The organism is Streptomyces sp. DH-12, from assembly GCF_002899455.1.
Taxonomy (GTDB): domain Bacteria; phylum Actinomycetota; class Actinomycetes; order Streptomycetales; family Streptomycetaceae; genus Streptomyces.
Map to the genome: position 1 here is coordinate 158,071 of NZ_PPFB01000001.1, position 21,626 is coordinate 179,696.

The following is a 21,626-nucleotide window of genomic DNA, read 5'->3' on the forward strand; positions in this document are numbered from 1 at the left end:
CGGCCGGCGGGGTGGTGGAGCGGGTCGGCCGGGGCGGGATGCTGCCGATGGATCCCGACCAGGCGCTGGGGTTGCTGGGGCGGGCTGCCGCGTCGGGACTGGCCTGCGTGGCGGTCGCCGACATCGACTGGACGACCTTCGCTCCCGCCTACACCGCCGTACGCCCCAGCCCACTCCTCGACCGGCTACCCGAGGCGACGCGGGCGATCTCCGCTGCGGACGCCGGCGAAGGTGTCCGCTCGAGGCTCCAACAGCACTTGGCGACCCTCGCCGACGAGCAGCGCGCCCGTGAACTGCTCGAACTCGTACGCGCCCAGGCCGCCGCCGTCCTCGGCCACTCCTCCACCCAGGCCGTCCGGGCCGACCGAGCTTTCCGCGAACTGGGCTTCGACTCGCTCACCTCGATGGAACTGCGCAACCACCTGGGTGCGGCCACCGGCCTCTCCCTCTCCGCCACGCTTGTCTTCGACCACCCGACCCCTGCTGATCTCGCCCGGCACCTGGACGCGGAGTTGAGTGGTGCCGTCGCCGGGCGGGGCACTGTCGTCACCGCGCACGCGGCGGACGAGGAGCCGATCGCGATCGTGTCCATGGCTTGTCGTTTTCCGGGTGGGGCCGACTCGCCCGAAATGCTGTGGGAGCTGCTTGCCGCTGGAGAGGACGGGGTTTCCGGCTTTCCGGCCGACCGTAACTGGCAACTGGACGCGCTTCACGATCCCGATCCCGACAGTCAGGGCACCTCCTATGCCACCGAGGGCGGGTTCCTCCGTGATGCGGCGGGGTTCGACGCGGAGCTGTTCGGGATCTCGCCGCGTGAGGCGCTGGCGATGGATCCGCAGCAGCGGTTGTTGCTGGAGACCTCCTGGGAGGCGTTCGAGCGGGCGGGTGTGGACCCGCGTTCCACGCGTGGTGGTCGTACCGGTGTCTTCGTGGGCACCAACGGCCAGGACTACGCGTCGTTGTTCATCGGGTCGACCGAGGGCGCCGAGGGGTATCTGGCCACGGGCACGTCGGCGAGTGTGATCTCGGGCCGGTTGTCGTACGCGTTCGGGCTGGAGGGTCCGGCGGTGACGGTGGACACGGCCTGTTCCTCGTCGTTGGTGGCGTTGCATCTGGCGGCGCAGTCGCTGCGGCAGGGTGAGTGTGATCTGGCTCTGGCGGGTGGGGCGACGGTGATGTCGACGCCGACGGCGTTCATCGAGTTCAGCCGTCAGCGGGGGTTGGCGTCCGACGGGCGGGTGAAGGCGTTCGCGGGTGCGGCGGACGGCACCGGCTGGGGCGAGGGCGTCGGCGTCCTCGTGCTGGAGCGTCTCTCGGACGCGGAGCGCCACGGTCATCAGGTGCTGGCGGTGCTGCGCGGCTCGGCGGTCAACCAGGACGGCGCCTCCAACGGGCTGACCGCCCCCAACGGCCCCTCCCAGCAGCGCGTCATCCGCCAGGCCCTGGCCAACGCGGGTCTGGAGCCTTCGGACGTGGACGCGGTGGAGGCGCACGGCACCGGCACCAAGCTGGGTGACCCGATCGAGGCGCAGGCGCTGCTGGCCACCTACGGGCAGGACCGTGACCCGGACCGGCCGCTGTGGCTGGGCTCGGTGAAGTCCAACATCGGGCACACCCAGGCCGCCGCCGGTGTCGCGGGGGTCATCAAGATGGTCGAGGCGATGCGCCACGGGGTGCTGCCCCGGACCCTGCACGTGGACGAGCCGACCCCGCACGTGGACTGGACCGCCGGTGGCGTGTCCCTGCTGACGGAGCCCCGTGACTGGCCGCAGACCGACGCGCCCCGCCGGGCCGGCGTCTCCTCCTTCGGCGTCAGCGGCACCAACGCCCACATCATCATCGAAGAGGGCCCGCGGCCCGCCACCGAGCAGACCACCACCGGGCAGACCGCCACCGGGCAGACCGCCACCGAGCAGACCACCACCGAGCAGACCACCACCGGACAGACCGCCCCGGGCGCGGCCGCCGGGGCCGGCTCCTCCGCCGGGACCCCCGTCTTCTGGCCGCTCTCCGGCCAGACCCCCGAAGCGCTCCGTGCCCAGGCCGCGCGCCTGCTCACCGCCGTCACCGCAACCCCGGACGACCACCCCGCGGCCCTCGCCGACATTGCGTACTCCCTGGCGACGACCCGCGCACACCTCGCACACCGGGCGGCGGTGGTGGGGACGGACCGCGCGGAGCTGGCCGAAGGGCTCGCCGCACTGGCCGAGGGCCGCTCGACGCCCGGTCTCGTGGCGGGCGTCGACGGGGGCGGCGGCCGGGCCGTCTTCGTCTTCCCCGGGCAGGGGTCGCAGTGGCAGGGCATGGCCCTCGAACTCCGCGAATCCTGCCCGGTCTTCGCCGAGCGGCTGGCCGAGGCCGGTCGCGCCCTCGCCCCGCACACCGGCTGGAGCCTGGAGGACGCTCTCCAAGGGCAGGCCGACCTGGAGCGGGTCGACGTCTCACAGCCCGCCCTGTTCGCGGTGACCGTGGCCCTGGCCGCCGTCTGGCAGGAGTGGGGCATCCGCCCCTCCGCCGTCGTCGGCCACTCGCAGGGCGAGATCGCCGCCGCCTGCGTCGCCGGGGTCCTCACCCTTGACGACGCCGCCCGGATGGTCGCGCTTCGGGCCCGCGCCCTGGCACGGCTGGACGGACGCGGCGGCATGGTCTCCGTGGCGCTCCCCGCCGACCAGGTGCGCGAGCAGCTCGAACCGTACGCGGGCCGGGTCTGCGTCGGGGCGGTCAACGGCCCCCGCGCGGTCGTGGTCGCCGGGGAGACCGGCGCCCTCGACGAGTTGGTGGACGCCTGGGCCGCCGCCGGGGTGCGGGTACGCCGCCTCCCGATGGCGTACGCCCCGCACTCGCCGCAGGTCGAGGAGATCCGCGCCGAGTTGGAGGAAGCCTTCGCCTCCGTCAGACCGGCCGCCGGTGACCTCCCCGTCTACTCCACGGTGACCGGCCGCCTCCAGGAAGGCACCGCCTTCGACGCGGACTACTGGTACGAGAACCTGCGCGGCGCCGTCGAGTTCCACGCCGCCACCCGCAGTCTCCTCGCCGACGGCTATGCCGCCTTCGTCGAGACCAGCCCGCATCCCGTTCTCACCGTCGGCGTGCAGGACACCGTCGACGAGGCGGGCGCCGGAGCCGTCGCGGTCGGTTCGCTGCGCCGTGAGGACGGCGGCCTCGACCGCCTCCTCACCTCCCTCGCCCAGCTTCACCTGCACGGCCTCACCCCCGACTGGGCCCGGGTCTTCCCCGCCGCCCGCCGCGTCGGCCTGCCCACCTACGCCTTCCAGCACCAGCGCTTCTGGCCCAGGGGAGCCGCCCTGCGCACGGGCGACGCCTCCCGCTTCGGCCTGAGCGCGGCGGGCCATCCGCTGCTCGGCGCGGCGGTCCTGCTCGCCCGGGGCGGCGGCGCCGTACTCACCGGCCGCCTCGCCCTCGACACGCACCCCTGGCTCACCGACCACCGGGTCACGGGCCGGGCCGTCGTGCCCGGCACCGCGCTGCTGGAGATGGCGGTCCGCGCCGGCGACCAGGTCGGCTGCCCCCACGTGGAGGAACTGACCCTCGAAGCGCCCATGGTGCTGCCGGAGACCGGCGGCCTCCAGGTGCAGGTGGCCGTCGAGGCGCTGGACGACACCGGCCGCTGCACGCTCTCCGTCCACTCCCGCGCCGAAGGCTCCGACGACACCGCCCCCTGGACCCGGCACGCCGACGGACTCCTCGCCACCACCGCCCCGCCGCGGCGCCCCGGCGCCGACACCCTCGCCGGGCCGGTCTGGCCCCCGGCCGGAGCGGTGCAGGTGCCGTTCACCCCCGTAAGCCTCTACGCCGGGCTGGCGGAGCGCGGACTGGCTTACGGGCCGGTCTTCCGGGGGCTGCGCCGGGCCTGGCGTCTCGGCGACGAGGTGTTCGCGGAGATCGACCTTCCCGAGGAGGGGGCGGCGGAGGCAGGGCTCTTCGCCGTTCACCCCGCGCTGCTCGACGCCGCGCTCCATGCCGGCGGCTTCGGCGCCTTCGTCACCGACCCGGCCGTCGGCTGGCTGCCCTTCTCCTGGCGCTCCACCGCCGTCCTCGCCTCGGGCGCCGGACGGCTGAGGGTACGCCTGGCGCCTTCGGGTCCGGACGCGATGTCCCTGGAGGCGGCCGACGTCCACGGCACCCCCGTGGTGTCCGCCGAGGCCGTCACCCTGCGACCGCTGCCCGCCGAGCCGATCGGCGGGGCCCGGACCGAAGACGTCCTGTTCCGCGTGGAGTGGACCCCGCTCCGCCCGCCCGCCGCGTCGGCCGGTGACACCGCCGCCGCTCCCGCACTCGCCGTCTGGGAGCCGTACGAGATCCCCCGGACCTCCTCCGACGGCCCCGCGCCCGTCCCGGACGACCTGGACCGACTGCTCGCGGACGACGGGGCGGCCCCCGATCTGCTGCTCCTCGACTGCGCGGGCCCTGCCGACGCCGTCGGCGGGCCCGGGGAGGCCGAGGGGGTCCACGCCCTGACGCTGGGCGTCCTGGCCGCAGTGCAGCGGTGGCTCGCCGATGAACGGTACGCCCGGACGCGGCTCGCCGTCGTCACCCACCGGGCGGTCGGGCCGCTCGGCGACCACGACCGGGACCTCGCCGGCGCCGCCCTCTGGGGTCTGCTCCGCACCGCCCAGGCAGAGCACCCGGGACGGCTCCTCCTCGTCGACACCGACACCGACACCACGAACGGGACGGAAGCGGACACCGCTGCCGGGCCGGACACCGCTGCCGGGCCGGACACCGGCGTGGACGCGGAGACCCTGTCAGCACTCCTCGCCCATGACGAGGCGCAGTTCGCGCTGCGGGGCGGAGAGATCCTGGCGCCCCGCCTGCTTCGCGCGCAGGCCCCTGAGATCGCCGGCCCCTCGCCGTTCACCGCCGACAGCACCGTGCTCATCACCGGCGCCACCGGAACCCTCGGCGGGCTGGTCGCCCGCGAACTGGTCACCCGGCACGGCGTACGTTCCTTCGTCCTCGCCGGACGCCGGGGCCACGATGCGCCCGGCATGCCGCAACTCCTGGCCGACCTGCGCGCCCAGGAGGCCGAAGCGGTGGTCGCCGCGTGCGACGTGGCCGACCCGGACGCCCTCGCCGAGCTGCTCGCCGCGCACCCCGTGACCGCCGTCGTCCACACCGCCGGGGTCCTCGACGACGGCGTCCTCGACGCCCTCACGCCCGCCCGCGCCGCCGCCGTCCTGCGGCCCAAGGCAGACGCCGCCCTCCACCTCGACCGGCTCACCCGCGAACTCGGCCTCGACCTCACCGCCTTCGTCCTCTTCTCCTCCGCCGCCGGAGTCTTCGGCAACGCCGGCCAGGCCGCCTACGCCGGGGCCAACTCCGTCCTCGACGCGCTCGCCGAGCGCCGCCGGGCCCAGGGCCTGCCCGCCACCTCTCTCGCCTGGGGCCTGTGGGACCAGGCCAGCGGCATGACCGCCCACCTTGACGCCACCGACCTGCGCCGCGTCCGCCGGGGCGGCGCCGACGCCCTCGCCACCGAGGAAGGGCTGCGCCTGTTCTCGGCGGCCGTCCGCACCGTCGAGCCGCTGCTGCTGCCCATGCGCCTCGACCTGGCGGCGGCCAGATCGGCGGCCCTCCGGCACGGCGCCGTCCCGCCACTGCTCCGCGCCCTGGTACGCGCGCCCGGCCGCCGCGCCGCCGCGAACGGCTCCTCCGACGCGTCCTCGGCGCTCGCCGGACTGCGCGGCGCCGACCAGGAGCGCGCCGTCCTCGCCGCCGTCACCGAGCAGGTCGCCGCGGTCCTCGGGCACGCCGGTGCCCACGCCGTCGACCCGCAGAAGGCGTTCAAGGAACTCGGCTTCGACTCGCTGACCGCTGTCGAACTCCGCAACCGGCTCGCCCCGGTCATCGGCCTTCGCCTGCCCGCCACCCTCGTCTTCGACCACCCCAGCCCGCACGCCCTCGCCCGGCACATCTGCGCCGAGCTGGGCGAGGACCAGGAGGCGGCGGCACGGCCCGAGCTCCCGCCGGGCCGTGCGGCCGCCGACGACGACCCGATCGCCATCGTCGCCATGAGCTGCCGGTACCCGGGCGGGGTCCGGTCCCCCGAACAGCTCTGGCAGCTGGTCGCGGGCGCCGGTGACGCCATCTCCCCCTTCCCGCAGGACCGCGGCTGGGACTTCCCCCCGCTCGGTGGCGAGGCGAGTGGCGACGCTGCCCTCACCTTCACCCGCGAGGGCGGATTCCTCCACGACGCCGCGGACTTCGACCCGGAGCTGTTCGCCATCTCGCCCCGCGAGGCCCTCGCCATGGACCCGCAGCAGCGGCTCCTCCTGGAGGTCTCCTGGGAGGCTTTCGAACGCGCGGGGATCGACCCCCGTACGCTCAGGGGGACCCGCGCCGGCGTCTTCGCCGGGGTCATGTACCAGGACTACACCAACCGCCTTCTCGCCGTGCCCGAGGGCGTCGAGGGCCACCTGGGCACCGGCAACACCGGCAGTGTGGTCTCGGGCCGCGTCGCGTACACCTTCGGGCTCGAAGGCCCCGCGATGACGGTGGACACGGCCTGCTCCTCCTCGCTGGTCGCCCTCCACCTCGCCGCCCAGTCCCTGCGCAGGGGCGAGTCGACGCTCGCGCTCGCGGGCGGCGTCACCGTGATGTCCACGCCCAACCTCTTCGTCGACTTCAGCCGCCAGGGCGGGCTCGCCGCCGACGGCCGGATCAAGTCCTTCGCGGGCGCCGCGGACGGCACGGTCTGGGGCGAGGGCGCGGGCGTCCTCCTCCTGGAACGGCTCTCCGACGCCCGCCGCAACGGCCACCCGGTCCTCGCCCTCCTGCGCGGCTCGGCCGTCAACCAGGACGGCGCGTCCAACGGCCTGACCGCCCCGAACGGCCCCTCGCAGCAGCGCGTCATCCGCCAGGCCCTGGCCGACGCGGGTCTCACCCCGTCGGACGTGGACGCGGTGGAGGCGCACGGCACCGGCACGAAGCTGGGTGACCCGATCGAGGCGCAGGCCCTCCTCGCCACCTACGGGCAGGACCGCCCCGAGGACCGGCCCCTGTGGCTCGGCTCGGTGAAGTCGAACATCGGGCACACCCAGGCCGCCGCCGGTGTCGCGGGGGTCATCAAGATGGTCGAGGCGATGCGCCACGGCGTCCTCCCGCAGACCCTGCACGTCGACGAGCCGACTCCCCAGGTGGAGTGGGAGGCGGGCGCGGTCGAGCTGCTGACCGAGCCTCACCCGTGGCCCGAAGGGGACGCGCCCCGCCGGGCCGGCGTCTCCTCCTTCGGCATCAGCGGCACCAACGTCCACGCGATCATCGAGGAGCCCCCGCGGCCGACCCCCGCTCCCGCGTCGGCCCCCGACACTCCCGCCGCCACCGGCGTCCCCGTGCCCTGGGTCCTCTCCGGTGCGTCCGCCGACGCCCTGCGTGACCAGGCCCGTCGCCTCGCCGGCCACCTGGAGGGACTGACCGACTCCCCCTCCCCGGTGGACATCGGCCTCTCCCTCGCGACCACCCGTGCCGCCCTCGAGCACCGCAGTGTCCTGGTCGGCACCACAACGGCGGAACTCATCGCCGGGTTGGCCGGGGCAACCTCACGTGGCCCGGCAGCCGCCGGACGCCTGGGCCTGCTGTTCACGGGTCAGGGTGCGCAGCGGGTCGGGATGGGGCGGGAGTTGTATGCCGCGTATCCGGTGTTCGCGGAGGCGTTCGACGCGGTGTGTGCGCGGGTGGACGGTGGGCTGGGCCGGTCGTTGAAGGACCTCGTTTTCGAGGGCGAGGGTGAGGGTGCGGGGGGTGTTGGTCTGCTGGATCGGACGCGGTTCACGCAGGCGGCGTTGTTCGCGGTCGAGGTGGCGTTGTTCCGGCTGCTGGAGTCGTGGGGGGTGCGCCCGGACGCACTCCTGGGCCACTCGGTGGGGGAGATTGCGGCCGCGCATGTGGCCGGGGTGCTGGACCTGGATGACGCGTGTGCGTTGGTGGTGGCGCGTGGTCGGTTGATGGATGCTCTGCCCGCGGGTGGGGCGATGGTGGCGGTCGAGGCGTCTGAGGACGAGGTCCGTGCGGCGCTGGTGGAGGGTGTCTCCGTCGCTGCGGTGAATGGGCCGCGTGCGGTGGTCGTCTCCGGTGCGGAGGCGGCGGTGGAGCAGGTCGCCGCCGCGCTCGCCGAGCGGGGCGCGCGGGTCAAGAAGCTCACGGTCAGTCACGCCTTCCACTCGGTGTTGATGGACCCGATGCTGGAGGAGTTCCGGCAGGTCGCAAAGACGCTGACCTACGGGCCCGCCCGCATCCCCGTCGTCTCGAACCTCACCGGTGAGGTGGCGGGTCCCGAGCTTTCGACGGCCGGTTACTGGGTGCGGCACGTCCGTGAGGCGGTTCGTTTCGCCGGCGGTGTGCGGACCCTGCACGCCCAAGGCGTGACGCGGTTCCTGGAGATCGGGCCGGACGGTGTGCTCACCGCCATGGCGCGCACCACCTTGCCGGAGGCGGAGGACGCGCTCTTCGTGCCCGTGCTGCGCAAGAACCGGGACGAGGCGGCCACCCTGGTCACCGCTCTCGGCGAGCTGCACGCGCACGGCGGTGAGGTCGACTGGGCGGCGTTCTTCGCCGGCACCGGCGCCCGCCGCGTCGACCTGCCCACCTACGCCTTCCAGCACCAGCGTTACTGGATCGACGAGGCCGAGCTGCCGCGTACCGGAGCCGACCCGGTGGAGACGGCGTTCTGGGACACCGTCGAGCGCGAGGACCTGGCGACGCTCGCCGGCACCCTGGACCTGGAGCCCGGCACCCTGGAGACGGTGCTCCCCGCCCTGGCCGCCTGGCGGCGAAGGAGACAGGAGGGCGCGGCGGCCGACGAGTGGTGTTACGAGGAGAGCTGGGTGCCCGCTGCCGACCCGGGCGACCTGCCGGGCCGCGCCGACGGGCGGCTCGTGGTAGCGGCCGAGGGGAACGGCGATCCGGCCGTGGAGGCACTGCGCGCCCGAGGGGCCCAGGTGCTCACCGTCCCCCTCGACACCGGCCCCGCGGAACTGGCCGAACTGCTGCGCGAGGCCCCGGCGCCCCTCGGCGCCGTGTCCTTGCTGCCGACCCTTGCCGCCACGCTCACCCTCGTCCGGGCTGCCGAGGCGGCCGGGGTGAGGGTGTGGGCGCTGACCCGGGCGGCCGTGTCGACCGCGCCCGCCGACCCGCCCGTCGACCCGGAAGCAGCCGGGATCTGGGGGCTCGGCCGGGTCGCCGCTCTCGAGCTCCCGCAACTATGGGGTGGTCTGCTCGACCTTCCCGCCACACCGGGCGACCGCGACTGGGACCGGGTCTGCGCCGTCCTGGCCGACGGCACGGAGGACCAGGTCGCCGTCCGCCCCTCCGGGGTCCGGGTCCGGCGGCTGACCCGCACCGCTCCCGGCACGCCCGGCGGCTGGACCCCCCGCGGCACCGTGCTGATCACCGGCGGCACCGGCGCGCTCGGCGCCCAGGTGGCCCGCTGGGCGGTCGCCGGGGGCGCCGAGCGGGTCGTGCTGACCAGCCGCCGCGGACCGGACGCGCCGGGGGCCGCGGCCCTGCGCGAGGAGCTCACCGCCCAGGGCGCCGAGGTGCTGATCGCCGCCGTGGACGCAGCCGACCGCGACGCCCTCGCCGCGCTGCTGCGGTCCTGCCCGCCCGACGCGGTCGTCCACGCCGCCGGGATCACCCAGTCCACCGCGCTGAACGCCATGGACACCACCGAACTCGGCCGGGTGGTCGCCGCCAAGGCCGACGGTGCCCGTCACCTCGACGAACTGACCCGGGACCAGGAACTGGACGCCTTCGTCCTCTTCTCCTCCATCGCCGGCACCTGGGGCAGCGGCGGACAGGGCGCCTACGCCGCCGCCAACGCCCAGCTCGACGCCGTCGCCCGGCGCCGTGCCGCCGCCGGGCTGCCCGCCACCTCCCTCGCCTGGGGCCCTTGGGACGAGAGCGGCATGGCCGCCGGTGAAGGCGGTGACGCCCTGCGCCGCCGCGGTCTCCACCCGCTCGACCCGCGCGCCGCCCTCGCGGTGATGGGCCGCCTCGTGGGCGCCCGGAGCTGTGTGGTCGTCGCCGACGTGGAGTGGCAGCGGTTCGGCGCGGCCTACACCGCCGCCCGTCCCAGCCCCCTGCTCTCCGCCCTGCACACGGACACCGCCGCCGAGGCGGCCGCCCCCGAGGCGCCGGCCGCCGCCGAACTGCGCCGCCGCCTGGCCGGACTGACCGAGACCGAGGTGCGCCGCAGCCTCGTCGACCTGGTGCGTACCCGGTCCTCCGCCGTCCTCGGCCGGGCCCCCGGCGACACGATCGCGGCGAACAAGGCGTTCCGCGAGGCCGGTTTCGACTCGCTCACCGCCGTGGAACTGCGGACCGCCCTCGCCACCGCCACCGGCCTGACCCTGCCGGCCACCGTCGTCTTCGACCACCCGACCCCGGCCGCCCTGGCCGACTACCTGCGGACCGGCCTCCTCGGCGAGGAGGGCGACGGGGACCAGCACGCGGTCAGCGCCGCCGCCTCCGACGAGCCGGTCGCGATCATCGGCATGGCCTGCCGCTTCCCCGGCGGGGTCGCCTCGCCGCAGGAACTGTGGAAACTGCTCGCCGAGGGCGGCGACGCGATCGGGGCCTTCCCCACGGACCGCGGCTGGGACGTCGAGGCGCTCTACGACCCCGACCCGGACCGCCCCGGCACCTCCTACGCCCGCGACGGCGGCTTCCTGGAGGGGGCCAGCGCCTTCGACGCGGAGTTCTTCGGGATCAGCCCGCGCGAGGCGCTGTCCATGGACCCGCAGCAGCGGCTGCTGCTGGAGACCTCCTGGGAGGCGTTCGAACAGGCCGGGCTCGACCCCGACCGCCTGCGAGGCAGCCGGGCCGGCGTCTTCGTCGGCACCAACGGCCAGGACTACGCCTCCCTCATCGTCCACTCCGGCGAGCCGGTCGAGGGGTACCTCGCCACGGGCAACGCGGCGAGCGTGGTCTCCGGCCGCCTCGCCTACACGTTCGGCCTCGAGGGGCCGGCGGTCACGGTCGACACGGCCTGCTCGTCCTCCCTCGTCGCCCTGCACTGGGCGGCCCAGTCCCTGCGCCAGGGCGAGTCCTCGCTGGCGCTGGCGGGCGGCGTCACCATCATGGCCACGCCCACCGCCTTCACCGAGTTCAGTCGTCAGCGGGGGTTGGCGTCCGACGGGCGGTGCAAGGCGTTCGCGGGTGCGGCGGACGGCACCGGCTGGGGCGAGGGCGTGGGCATGCTCGTGCTGGAGCGTCTTTCGGACGCGGAGCGCAACGGTCATGAGGTGCTGGCGGTGCTGCGGGGCAGTGCGGTCAACCAGGACGGTGCGTCCAACGGTTTGACGGCGCCGAACGGTCCCGCTCAGCAGCGGGTGATCCGGCAGGCGTTGGCGAATGCGCGTCTGGAGCCGTCGGACGTGGACGTGGTGGAGGCCCATGGCACGGGTACCGCTCTGGGCGATCCGATCGAGGCGCAGGCCCTGCTGGCCACCTACGGGCAGGGAAGGGACGCCCAACGCCCGCTGTGGCTGGGTTCGGTGAAGTCGAACATCGGGCACACGCAGGCCGCCGCCGGTGTGGCGGGGGTCATCAAGATGGTGGAGGCGATGCGCCACGGGGTGCTGCCGAGGACCCTGCACGTGGACGAGCCGACCCCGCATGTCGACTGGTCGGCGGGGGCCGTTTCGCTGCTGACCGAGGAGCGGGAGTGGTCCCCTGCGGGCCGTCCGCGCCGGGCGGGCGTCTCCTCCTTCGGCGTCAGCGGCACCAACGCCCACGTCATCCTCGAAGAGGCCCCGCTGCCCGCCCCGACCGGCACCGCCCCCGGCACCTCCGTCCTGCCCTGGCTGCTCTCCGCACGCACCGAGGAGGCACTGCGCGCCCAGGCCGCCCGCCTCCACGCCCACGTCGTCTCCGCCCCCGCGGACCCGGCCGCGCTCAGTCACGCCCTGGCCACTACCCGGGCCCGCTTCGACCACCGCGCGGCCGTCGTCGCCGCCGACCGCGAAGGGCTCCTGCACGGCCTGCGGGCCCTCGCCCAGGGCAGCCCGGCCCCCTCCCTGGTACGGGGCCGGGTGGACGGGGACACCCGGCTCGCCCTGCTCTTCTCCGGCCAGGGCAGCCAGCGGCCCGGCATGGGCGCCGAGCTGTACCGGAACGAACCGCGCTTCGCCGCCGCCCTCGACGAGGTACGCGCCCATCTCGACCCGCACCTCGAACGGCCCGTGCTCGACCTGCTGCTCGCCGAACCGGAGAGCGCCGACGCACTCCTGCTGGACGAGACCCAGCACACCCAGGCCGCCCTCTTCGCCCTGGAGGTCGCCCTCTACCGGCTGGTCGAGCAGTGGGGCCTGGTCCCCGACGTCCTCCTCGGCCACTCCGTCGGCGAACTCGCCGCCGCCCACGTCGCCGGGGTGCTCGCCCTCCCGGACGCCTGCGTCCTGGTGGCCGCCCGCGGACGCCTCATGTCCCGGCTCCCGCGCGGCGGTGCCATGGCCGCGCTCGACGTACCCGAGCAGGAGGTGCTGCCCCTGCTGGCCGGACGCGAGAACGTCGGCGTCGCCGCCGTCAACGGACCCACCGCCACGGTCGTCTCCGGCGACGCGGACGCCGTCCGTGAGATCGCCGGGCACTTCCGCGCACAGGGCCGCCGCACCAAGCTCCTGCGGGTCAGCCACGCCTTCCACTCCCCGCACATGGACGGCATGCTCGACGCCTTCCGCGAAGTCGCCGAAGGGCTCACCTACCACGCGCCCGAGATCCCCCTCGTCTCCGACACCACCGGCGACCTCCTGCCCGCCGGGGAACCGGTCACCGCCGGCCACTGGGTACGCCACGTCCGCGCCGCCGTCCGCTTCTTCGACGGCATGCGGACCGTGCGCGCCACCGGCGCCACCCACCTGCTCGAACTCGGCCCCGACGGCGTCCTCACCGCGCTGGCACAGGAATGCCTCGCCGAACCCGGCGAATCGGAACCGGCCGTCGTCGCCGTCCCCGCCCTGCGCGGAGGCCGCGGCGAGACCGAAACCCTCACCGCCGCCCTGGCCACCCTCGACGCCACCGGCGCCGGACCCGACTGGGCGGCCGTCTTCGACGGCCGCCCTGCCCGCCGCGTGGAACTGCCCACCTACGCCTTCCAGCGCAGGCGCTACTGGCCCCGCGCCCTCGCTCCCGGCGCCGGCGACGTCGCGAGCGCCGGACTCGGCGCCACCGGCCACCCCCTACTCCAGGCCGTCGTCCCGCTGGCCGAGGACGACGCCTACCTCTTCACCGCCCGGCTCTCCGCCACCACCCACCCCTGGCTCGCCGACCACGCCATCGGCTCCACCGCTGTCCTCCCCGGCACCGCCTACCTCGAACTGGCCGCCCGCGCCGGGGACCAGGCCGGCTGCTCCCGCGTCGAGGAGCTGACCCTCCTCGCCCCGATGGTGCTGCCCCCCACCCGCGCCGTACAGCTCCAGCTTTCCCTCCTGGCCCCCGACGCCGACGGCCACCGCGCCCTGACCGTGCACGGTCGTCCCGAGACCGCCGCGGGGGAACAGCCCTGGACGCTCCACGCCACGGGCCTCCTCGCCCCCGCCCCCGCCCCCGCCCCGGACGCGGCCCGGCGCGACGAGGACGGAGCCTGGCCCCCGGCCGGAGCCGCCCCCGTGCCGCTCGATGGCTTCTACGCCTCCCTCGCCGAGGACGGCTTCGCCTACGGCCCCGCCTTCCAGGGGCTGCGCGCGGTGTGGCGGCGCGGCGACACCCTCTACGCCGAGGCCGCGCTGCCCGAGGGCGGCGACGACCGTGCCGCCGCCTACACCCTGCACCCCGCCCTCCTCGACGCCGCCCTGCACGCCCTGGCCTGCGCCACCGACGAGGAGTCACCCGGCGGGCTGCCGTTCGCCTTCGGCGGCGCCACCCTGCACGCCTCCGGCGCCGACCGGCTGCGCGTCACCCTCACCCGCACCGCCGGCGGCCCCGTCGCCCTGCGCGCCACCGATACCTCCGGTGCTCCCGTCGCCGACATCGCGGCGCTGACCCTGCGGCCCGTCTCCGCCACCGATCTCGCCGCCGCCGCGCCCGACCCCCTCGCCGACCGGCTGCTGCGCCTCGACTGGACGACCGCCCCCGCCCGGCCTGCCGGGACCGAGGCGGCCGACCCGCCCGCGTACGTCCTCCTCGGCGACCACCGCCTCGGCGGCGACAACGGCGCACCGCGCCACGCCGACCTCACCGCGCTGGCCGCCGCCGTCGACGCCGGGACGGCCCAGGTACCCACCCTGGTCGTCGCGCCCTTCCCGCCCGCCCACGGCGAGGAGCCGGACGGCGACAGCGCCCACCACGCCCGGCACGCCCACGCCGCCACGCACCGTGTCCTGCGGACCGCCCAGGAGTGGCTGGCCGACGAGCGGTTCGCCGCCTCCCGGCTGCTGGTCGTCACTCGGGGCGCCACCGTCGAGGCACCCGAGGCACGCATGCTGCCCGGCGCCGCCGTCTGGGGCCTGCTGCGCTCCGCGCAGAACGAGAACCCGGGCCGCTTCGTCCTCCTCGACCTCGACGACACCACCCCCGACGCCGCCGCGCTCCCCGCCGAGGTCCTCCACCTCGCCGCCGCCGGGAGCGAACCGCAGCTCGCCCTGCGCGACGGCACCGTGAAGACGCCCCGCCTCGTCCGGGCCCTCGACGGCCCCGCCCTCGTGCCGCCCGCCGGACACGAGGGGGCCTGGCACATCGACATCGAGCAGGGCGGCACCCTGGAGAACCTCAAGGCGGTCCCCGCCGAGCGGGCGCTGCGGCCGCTGGCCCCCAACGAGGTCCGCATCGCCGTCCGCGCCGCAGGGCTCAACTTCCGCGACGTCCTCATGGCCCTCGGCATGTACCCGACCCGTGCCCAACTGGGCAGCGAAGGCGCCGGAGTCGTCACCGAGACCGGTGCCGACGTCACCCACCTCGCCGTGGGCGACCGGGTGCTCGGCCTCTTCCCGGACGCCTTCGGGCCCCTCGCCGTCACCGATGCGCGCACCGTCCACCGCATGCCCGAGGAGTGGTCCTTCGAGCAGGCGGCCTCCGTGCCGCTCACCTTCCTCACCGCCTACCACGCCCTGGGCGACCTGGGCGGCATCCGCGGGGGCCAGTCGGTGCTCGTCCACTCCGCCGCCGGCGGCGTCGGCATGGCCGCCGTCCAGCTCGCCCACCACTGGGGCGCCGAGGTGTACGCCACCGCGGGCCCGTCCAAGTGGGAGGCGGTCCGCGCCCTCGGCGTGGCCGAGGACCACCTCGCCTCCTCCCGGGACACCGGCTTCACCGAACGGTTCACCGCCGTCTCCGGCGGACGCGGCGTCGACCTCGTCCTCAACTCCCTCGCCCACGCCTACGTGGACGCCTCCCTGCGACTGCTGCCGCGCGGCGGCCACTTCCTGGAGATGGGCAAGACCGACGTCCGCGACGCGCAGACCGTCGCCTCCGCCCACGAAGGCGTCACCTACCAGGCGTTCGACCTGATGGACGCCGGACTCGACCGCATCGCGGCCATGCTCGCCGACCTCGTCGGCCTCTTCGAGCGCGGTGCTCTCCACCCGCTGCCGCTGACCACCTGGGACGTGCGCCGCGCCCCCGAGGCGTTCCGCCACGTCAGTCAGGCCCGGCACACCGGCAAGGTGGTCCTCACCGTCCCGCCCCGCCGCGACCCCGACGGCACCGTCCTGGTCACCGGGGCCACCGGAGCCCTCGGCCGCCGCGTCGCCCGCCACCTGGCCACCGTGCACGGCGTCCGTCACCTGCTGCTCGCCGGACGCCGTGGACCCGACGCACCCGGCGCCGCCGAACTGGTCGCCGAGCTTGCCGAGTCGGGGGCCGAAGTCCGCCTCGCCGCCTGCGACACCGCCGACCGGGACGCCGTCGCCGCCCTGCTTGCGACCATCGACGCGGCCCATCCGCTGACCGCCGTCGTGCACGTCGCGGGCCTCCTCGACGACGGCGTCCTCACCTCTCTGGACCCGGAACGGGTCGACCGGGTGATGGCGCCCAAGACCGACGCCGTACTCCACCTCCACCACCTCACCCGCCACCTTCCGCTCGCCGAGTTCACCCTCTTCTCCTCCGCCTCGGCCGTCTTCGGCGGCGCCGGACAGGGCAACTACGCGGCGGCCAACGCCTACCTCGACGCCCTCGCCCGCCACCGGCACGGCCTCGGCCTGCCCGCCACCTCCCTCGCCTGGGGCCTGTGGGAGGACGCCGACTCCATGGCCGCCACCGTCGGCCGCGGCGACCGCTCACGCATACAGGGAGCAGGTGTCGGCGCCCTCAGCCCCGAGGAAGGCATGGCCCTCCTCGACCGGGCCCCGGCTCTCGCCACCGCCGACCTCGTCCCGGTCCACCTCGACCTCACGGCGCTCCGCGCCCGCCCCGAGGCGGTCCCTCCGCTGCTGCGGGGTCTCGTCCGTCTCCCCGGACGCCGTGCCGCCGCGCAGAACGGCGACGGCTCCGCCGGTTCCGGCTCGTTCGCCCAGCGCCTCGCCGCCGCGCCCCCGCAGGAACGGGACCGGCTCCTCCTCGACCTCGTCCGCGACCACGTCGCCGCCGTCCTCGGCCTGGAAGGACCCGAGGCCGTCGAACCCCGCCGCGCCTTCAAGGACATCGGCTTCGACTCGCTGACCGCCGTCGAACTCCGCAACCGGCTCAACGCCGCCTGCGGCTGCCGCCTCCCCGCCACCCTGGTCTTCGACCACCCCACCCCCCAGGCGCTCGCCGAGCACCTGCGCGCCGAACTCGGCGGTGCCGAGGAGACCGCGGCGGTCCCCGCCGCCCCCGCCCGGACCGCCGCGCCGGCCGACGAACCGCTCGCCGTCGTGGCCATGGCGTGCCGCTTCCCCGGCGGGGTCACCACCCCCGAGGAACTGTGGACCCTCCTCACCGAGGGCGGCGACGGCATCGGCGCCTTCCCGGCCGACCGCGGCTGGGACCTCGCCGCCCTCTACGGCACCGACGGCGCCTGCGACACCCAGGCGGGCGGCTTCGTCCAGGCGGCCGGGGCCTTCGATCCGACCTTCTTCGGGATCTCGCCGCGTGAGGCGCTGGCGATGGACCCGCAGCAGAGGCTGCTGCTGGAGACCTCCTGGGAGGCGATCGAGCGCGCGGGCATCGACCCGTCCACCCTGCGCGGCAGCGAGGCCGGCGTCTTCGTCGGCGCCGCCGGCTCCAACTACGGCGCCGGGCTCCGCTCCCTCCCCGAGGGCATCGCCGGCCACCTCCTCACCGGCAACGCCACCAGCGTCGCCTCCGGCCGCGTCTCGTACGCCCTCGGGCTGGAGGGCCCGGCGGTCACCGTCGACACCGCCTGTTCCTCCTCGCTGGTCGCGCTGCACCTGGCGGCGCAGTCCCTCCGCCAGGGCGAGTGCGACCTCGCCCTCGCGGGCGGCGTCACCGTGATGGCGACCCCGGGCGCCTTCACCGAGTTCAGCCGCCAGGGCGGCCTCGCCGCCGACGGCCGCTGCAAGGCGTTCGCCGGAGCGGCCGACGGCACCGGCTGGGGCGAGGGCGTCGGCATGCTCCTGGTCGAACGGCTCTCGGACGCCCGCGCCAAGGGCCACCCGGTACTGGCGGTCCTGCGCGGCTCGGCCGTCAACCAGGACGGCGCCTCCAACGGCCTGACCGCCCCGAACGGGCCTTCCCAGCAGCGTGTCATCCGCCAGGCACTCGCCAACGCCCGTCTCGCACCCTCGGACGTGGACGCGGTGGAGGCCCACGGCACGGGCACCCGGCTGGGCGACCCGATCGAGGCGCAGGCCCTGCTCGCCACCTACGGCCAGGACCGCCCCGAGGACCGGCCCCTGTGGCTCGGCTCGATCAAGTCGAACATCGGCCACACCCAGTCGGCCGCCGGTGTGGCGGGGGTGATGAAGATGGTCCTCGCCCTGCGCCACGGCATCCTGCCCCGGACCCTCCACGTCGACGAGCCGACTCCGCACGTCGACTGGACGGCGGGTGCGGTCCGGCTCCTGACGGAACCGGTCGCCTGGTCGCACACCGACCGGCCGCTGCGCGCCGGCGTCTCCTCCTTCGGTATCAGCGGCACCAACGCCCACGTCGTCCTGGAACAGGCCCCCGAACCGGAGCCCCCGGCCGCCGAACCCTCGTCCGGGCCGGTGCCGTGGACCCTCTCCGGTCGTACCGACACCGCCCTGCGGGCGCAGGCCGCCCGGCTCCTCGAGGCCGTCGGCGACCTCGCCCCGCAGCACGTCGGCCTCTCCCTCGGCACGACGCGGACGGCGTTGGAGCACCGGGCGGTGGTGGTGGGTGCTTCGCGTGAGGCGCTGCTCGAGGGTGTGTCGGCGGTGGCTGAGGGTCGTGGTGCGGCGGGTGTGGTCGGGGGTGTGGCGGGTGAGCCGGGCCGGGTGGCGTTCGTGTTCCCCGGGCAGGGGTCGCAGTGGCAGGGCATGGCCGTGGAACTGCTCGGCTGCTCGCCGGTGTTCGCCGCGCGGATGGCGGAGTGCGGTGAGGCGCTGTCGGCGTTCACCGACTGGTCACTGGACGACGCCCTGCACGGCCGGGTGGACACCGAGCGGGTGGATGTGGTCCAGCCGTTGCTGTTCGCGGTGATGGTGTCGCTGGCGGCGGTGTGGGAGGACTGGGGGGTTCGTCCGTCGGCGGTGATCGGTCACTCGCAGGGGGAGATCGCTGCCGCGTGTGTGGCGGGCGCGTTGTCGTTGCGGGACGCCGCGCGTGTGGTGGCGCTCCGGTCCCGCTCGATCGTGGCACTGGCGGGGCGCGGTGGCATGGTGTCCGTGCCGCTTCCTGTTGAACGTGTCCGTGAGGACCTGGCCGGCTATGAGGGCCGGGTGTCGGTGGCGGCTGTCAACGGTCCGGCCTCGGTGGTGGTCTCCGGCGACGTCGAGGGTCTGGACGAGCTGCTCACCCGTTGGACGGGGAGTGGTGTGCGTGCTCGTCGGATCGCGGTGGACTACGCCTCCCACTCCGCCCACGTGGAGGAGCTGAAGGACGAACTCCTTCAGGTGCTGTCCCCGATCGAGCCGAGGGCGGGGCGGATACCGGTGTATTCGACGGTGACGGGTGTGGCGGAGGACGGTTCGGGCTTCGACGCCGTGTACTGGTTCACCAACCTGCGCCGGACGGTGGAGTTCGAGACCGCCACCCGCAGTCTCCTCGCCGACGGTTATGGCGTGTTCGTGGAGTCGAGTCCTCATCCGGTGGTGAGTCTGGGGGTGCAGGAGACGATCGAGGACAGCCCGTCCGCTGCCTCGGCCGTCACCGTGGGCTCGCTGCGCCGGAACGACGGCGGTCTGGACCGGATGCTGCTCTCCCTCGCCGAACTCCACGTCCACGGTGTCTCGCCGGACTGGGCGAAGGTCTTCCCGGCCACCGCCCGCCGCGTCGACCTCCCCACCTACGCCTTCCAACACCAGCACTACTGGCTGGAGGACTCCGACCCGGCCGTCGCTCCCGCCGAGGCGGGTGGCGGCGGGACCGACGTGGTGGACGCGGAGTTCTGGGAGACCGTCGAGCGCGAGGACTTCACCGCGTTCGCCGGGGAGCTCGACGTCGACCCGGACGCACCCATGGCCTCCGTCCTGCCGGCCCTCTCCGCCTGGCGTCGCCGCCGGCAGCGCGATGCGGCCGTGGACCGGTGGACGTACCAGGTGGCCTGGCACCCCGTCGCCGACCCCGAGCCGGTGCCACTCTCCGGCACCTGGCTGCTGGTCGTACCCGAAGGGCTCGCCGGTGCGGGAGAGGAGCACGTCCGCGCGGTGGACGAGGCGCTGCGGCGCAACGGCGCGCAGACCCGTACCGTCGCCGTCGACAGCCAGGAGCGCAAGGAGATCGCGGGACGCCTCGGCGAGGCTCTGGCCGACGCGGTCGCCGGTCCGGCTCCGGTCGCCGGGGTGGTCTCGCTGCTCGCCCTCGACCCGGGCGTCCACCCGGAGTTCCCCTCCGCCCGGCTCGGTCTGAGCCGTACCGCCGCGCTGGTCCAGGCGCTCTCCGACCTCGCCTGCACGGCACCCCTGTGGTGCGCCACCGAGTCCGCCGTCCGCGCGGTCCCGGCGGACCGGGTCACCGCCCCCGAACAGGCCATGGTCTGGGGCCTCGGCCGGGTCGTCGCGCTCGAACACCCCGAGCTCTGGGGCGGCCTGGTCGACCTGCCGGCCACCTGGGACGAGCGGGCCGGGGACCGTCTCTGCGCGCTGCTCTCCGGCGCCTGCGGCGAGGACCAGGCGGCGCTGCGGCCCTCCGGGCTCCTGGGCCGCCGGCTCCTGCGGACCGAAGCCCCCCGGGCGCGGGACGATGAGCACGGCTGGAAGCCGACCGGGACGGTGCTGATCACCGGCGGGACGGGAGCGCTCGGCGCCCATGTGGCCCGCTGGCTCGCCCGCAACGGCGCCCCCCACCTGCTGCTCGTCAGCCGCCGGGGCGCCGAGGCCCCCCAGGCGGCGGAACTGACCGCCGAGCTGACCTCCCTGGGCGCCCGGATCACCCTGGCCGCCTGTGATCTCGCCTCCCGCGAGGCCACCGAGGCGCTGCTCGCCTCCGTCCCCGAGGACGCCCCGCTCACGGCGGTGGTGCACACCGCCGCCGTCCTCGACGACAGCGTCGTGGACGCCCTCGACCCGGAGCGCATCCACCGCGCGGCGGCCCCCAAGGTGGACGGGGCCCTGCACCTGCACGAGCTGACGCGGGACCGGGACCTCTCCGCTTTCGTCCTCTTCTCCTCGTTCGCCGGCACCTTCGGCACCCCCGGCCAGGGCAACTACGCCCCGGGCAACGCCTTCCTCGACGCCCTCGCCCAGCAGCGCGCGGCCGAGGGACTGCCCGCCACTTCGGTGGCCTGGGGCCCCTGGGGCGGCGACGGCATGGCCGACGGCGCGGTCGGCGAGGTGGCCCGCCGCCACGGCGTGGCGAGCATGGCCCCCGAGTCGGCCACCGAGGCGCTGCACCGCGCCATCGACGGCGGCGAGCCGTTCACGACCGTCGCCGACATCGACTGGGGCCGCTTCTACACCGCCTTCACCGCCACCCGGCCCAGCCCCTTCGTCTCCCTCGTCCCGGAAGCGCGCCGCGCCGCCGCGCGTACGACCGCCGCACCCGGCGCGGGAGCGGCGGAGGACGCGCCGCGGTCGGGCGACGCCTTCACCGAGCACCTGGCAGGGCTGGCCCCGGCCGAACAGCAGCGGGCGCTCGTCGACTTCGTCCGGGCACACGTCGCCTCCGTCCTCGGGTACCAGGACCCACAGGAGGTCGGCGAACGCCGTGCCTTCCGGGAACTCGGCTTCGACTCGGTGACCGCCGTCGAGCTGCGCAACCGGCTCGGTACGGCCACCGGCAGGCGCTTCCCGGCCACCCTGGTCTTCGACCACCCGTCCCCGGTCGCCCTCGCCGAGCACCTGCGCGGTGAACTCATGGGCGGTGCGGCCTCCCCGGAGAGGTCGCCCCTGGACGAGATCGAGCGGCTCGACGCCGTCCTCTCGGGGCTCGCGACGCCCGACGAGACGACGCGCGTCCGGGTCGCCCAGCGCCTGCAGACGCTGCTGTCCAAGTGGGACGGCGGGCCGCGCGCCGCCGAGGACCCGGCGCAGGCGTTCGAGTCGGCCACGGTCGACGAGATGTTCGACTTCATCGATCGAGAGCTCGGGATGTGAAGCGTCAGATGACCA

At 75.2% G+C, this 21,626-nt stretch carries 1 protein-coding gene; it reads left to right on the plus strand.

The annotated features are described in order from the left end of the window. The first annotated feature begins 47 nt into the window (after positions 1-47). Positions 48-21,611, plus strand: coding sequence for a type I polyketide synthase (locus C1708_RS34645; protein WP_502696109.1), 21,564 nt, complete (start codon positions 48-50; stop codon positions 21,609-21,611). Positions 21,612-21,626 lie beyond the last annotated feature (15 nt).

Bases quoted from the DNA above. Each gene is read 5' to 3' on its own strand.
- C1708_RS34645 (WP_502696109.1), top strand. From the start codon at position 48: ATGGATCCCGACCAGGCGCTGGGGTTGCTGGGGCGGGCTGCCGCGTCG.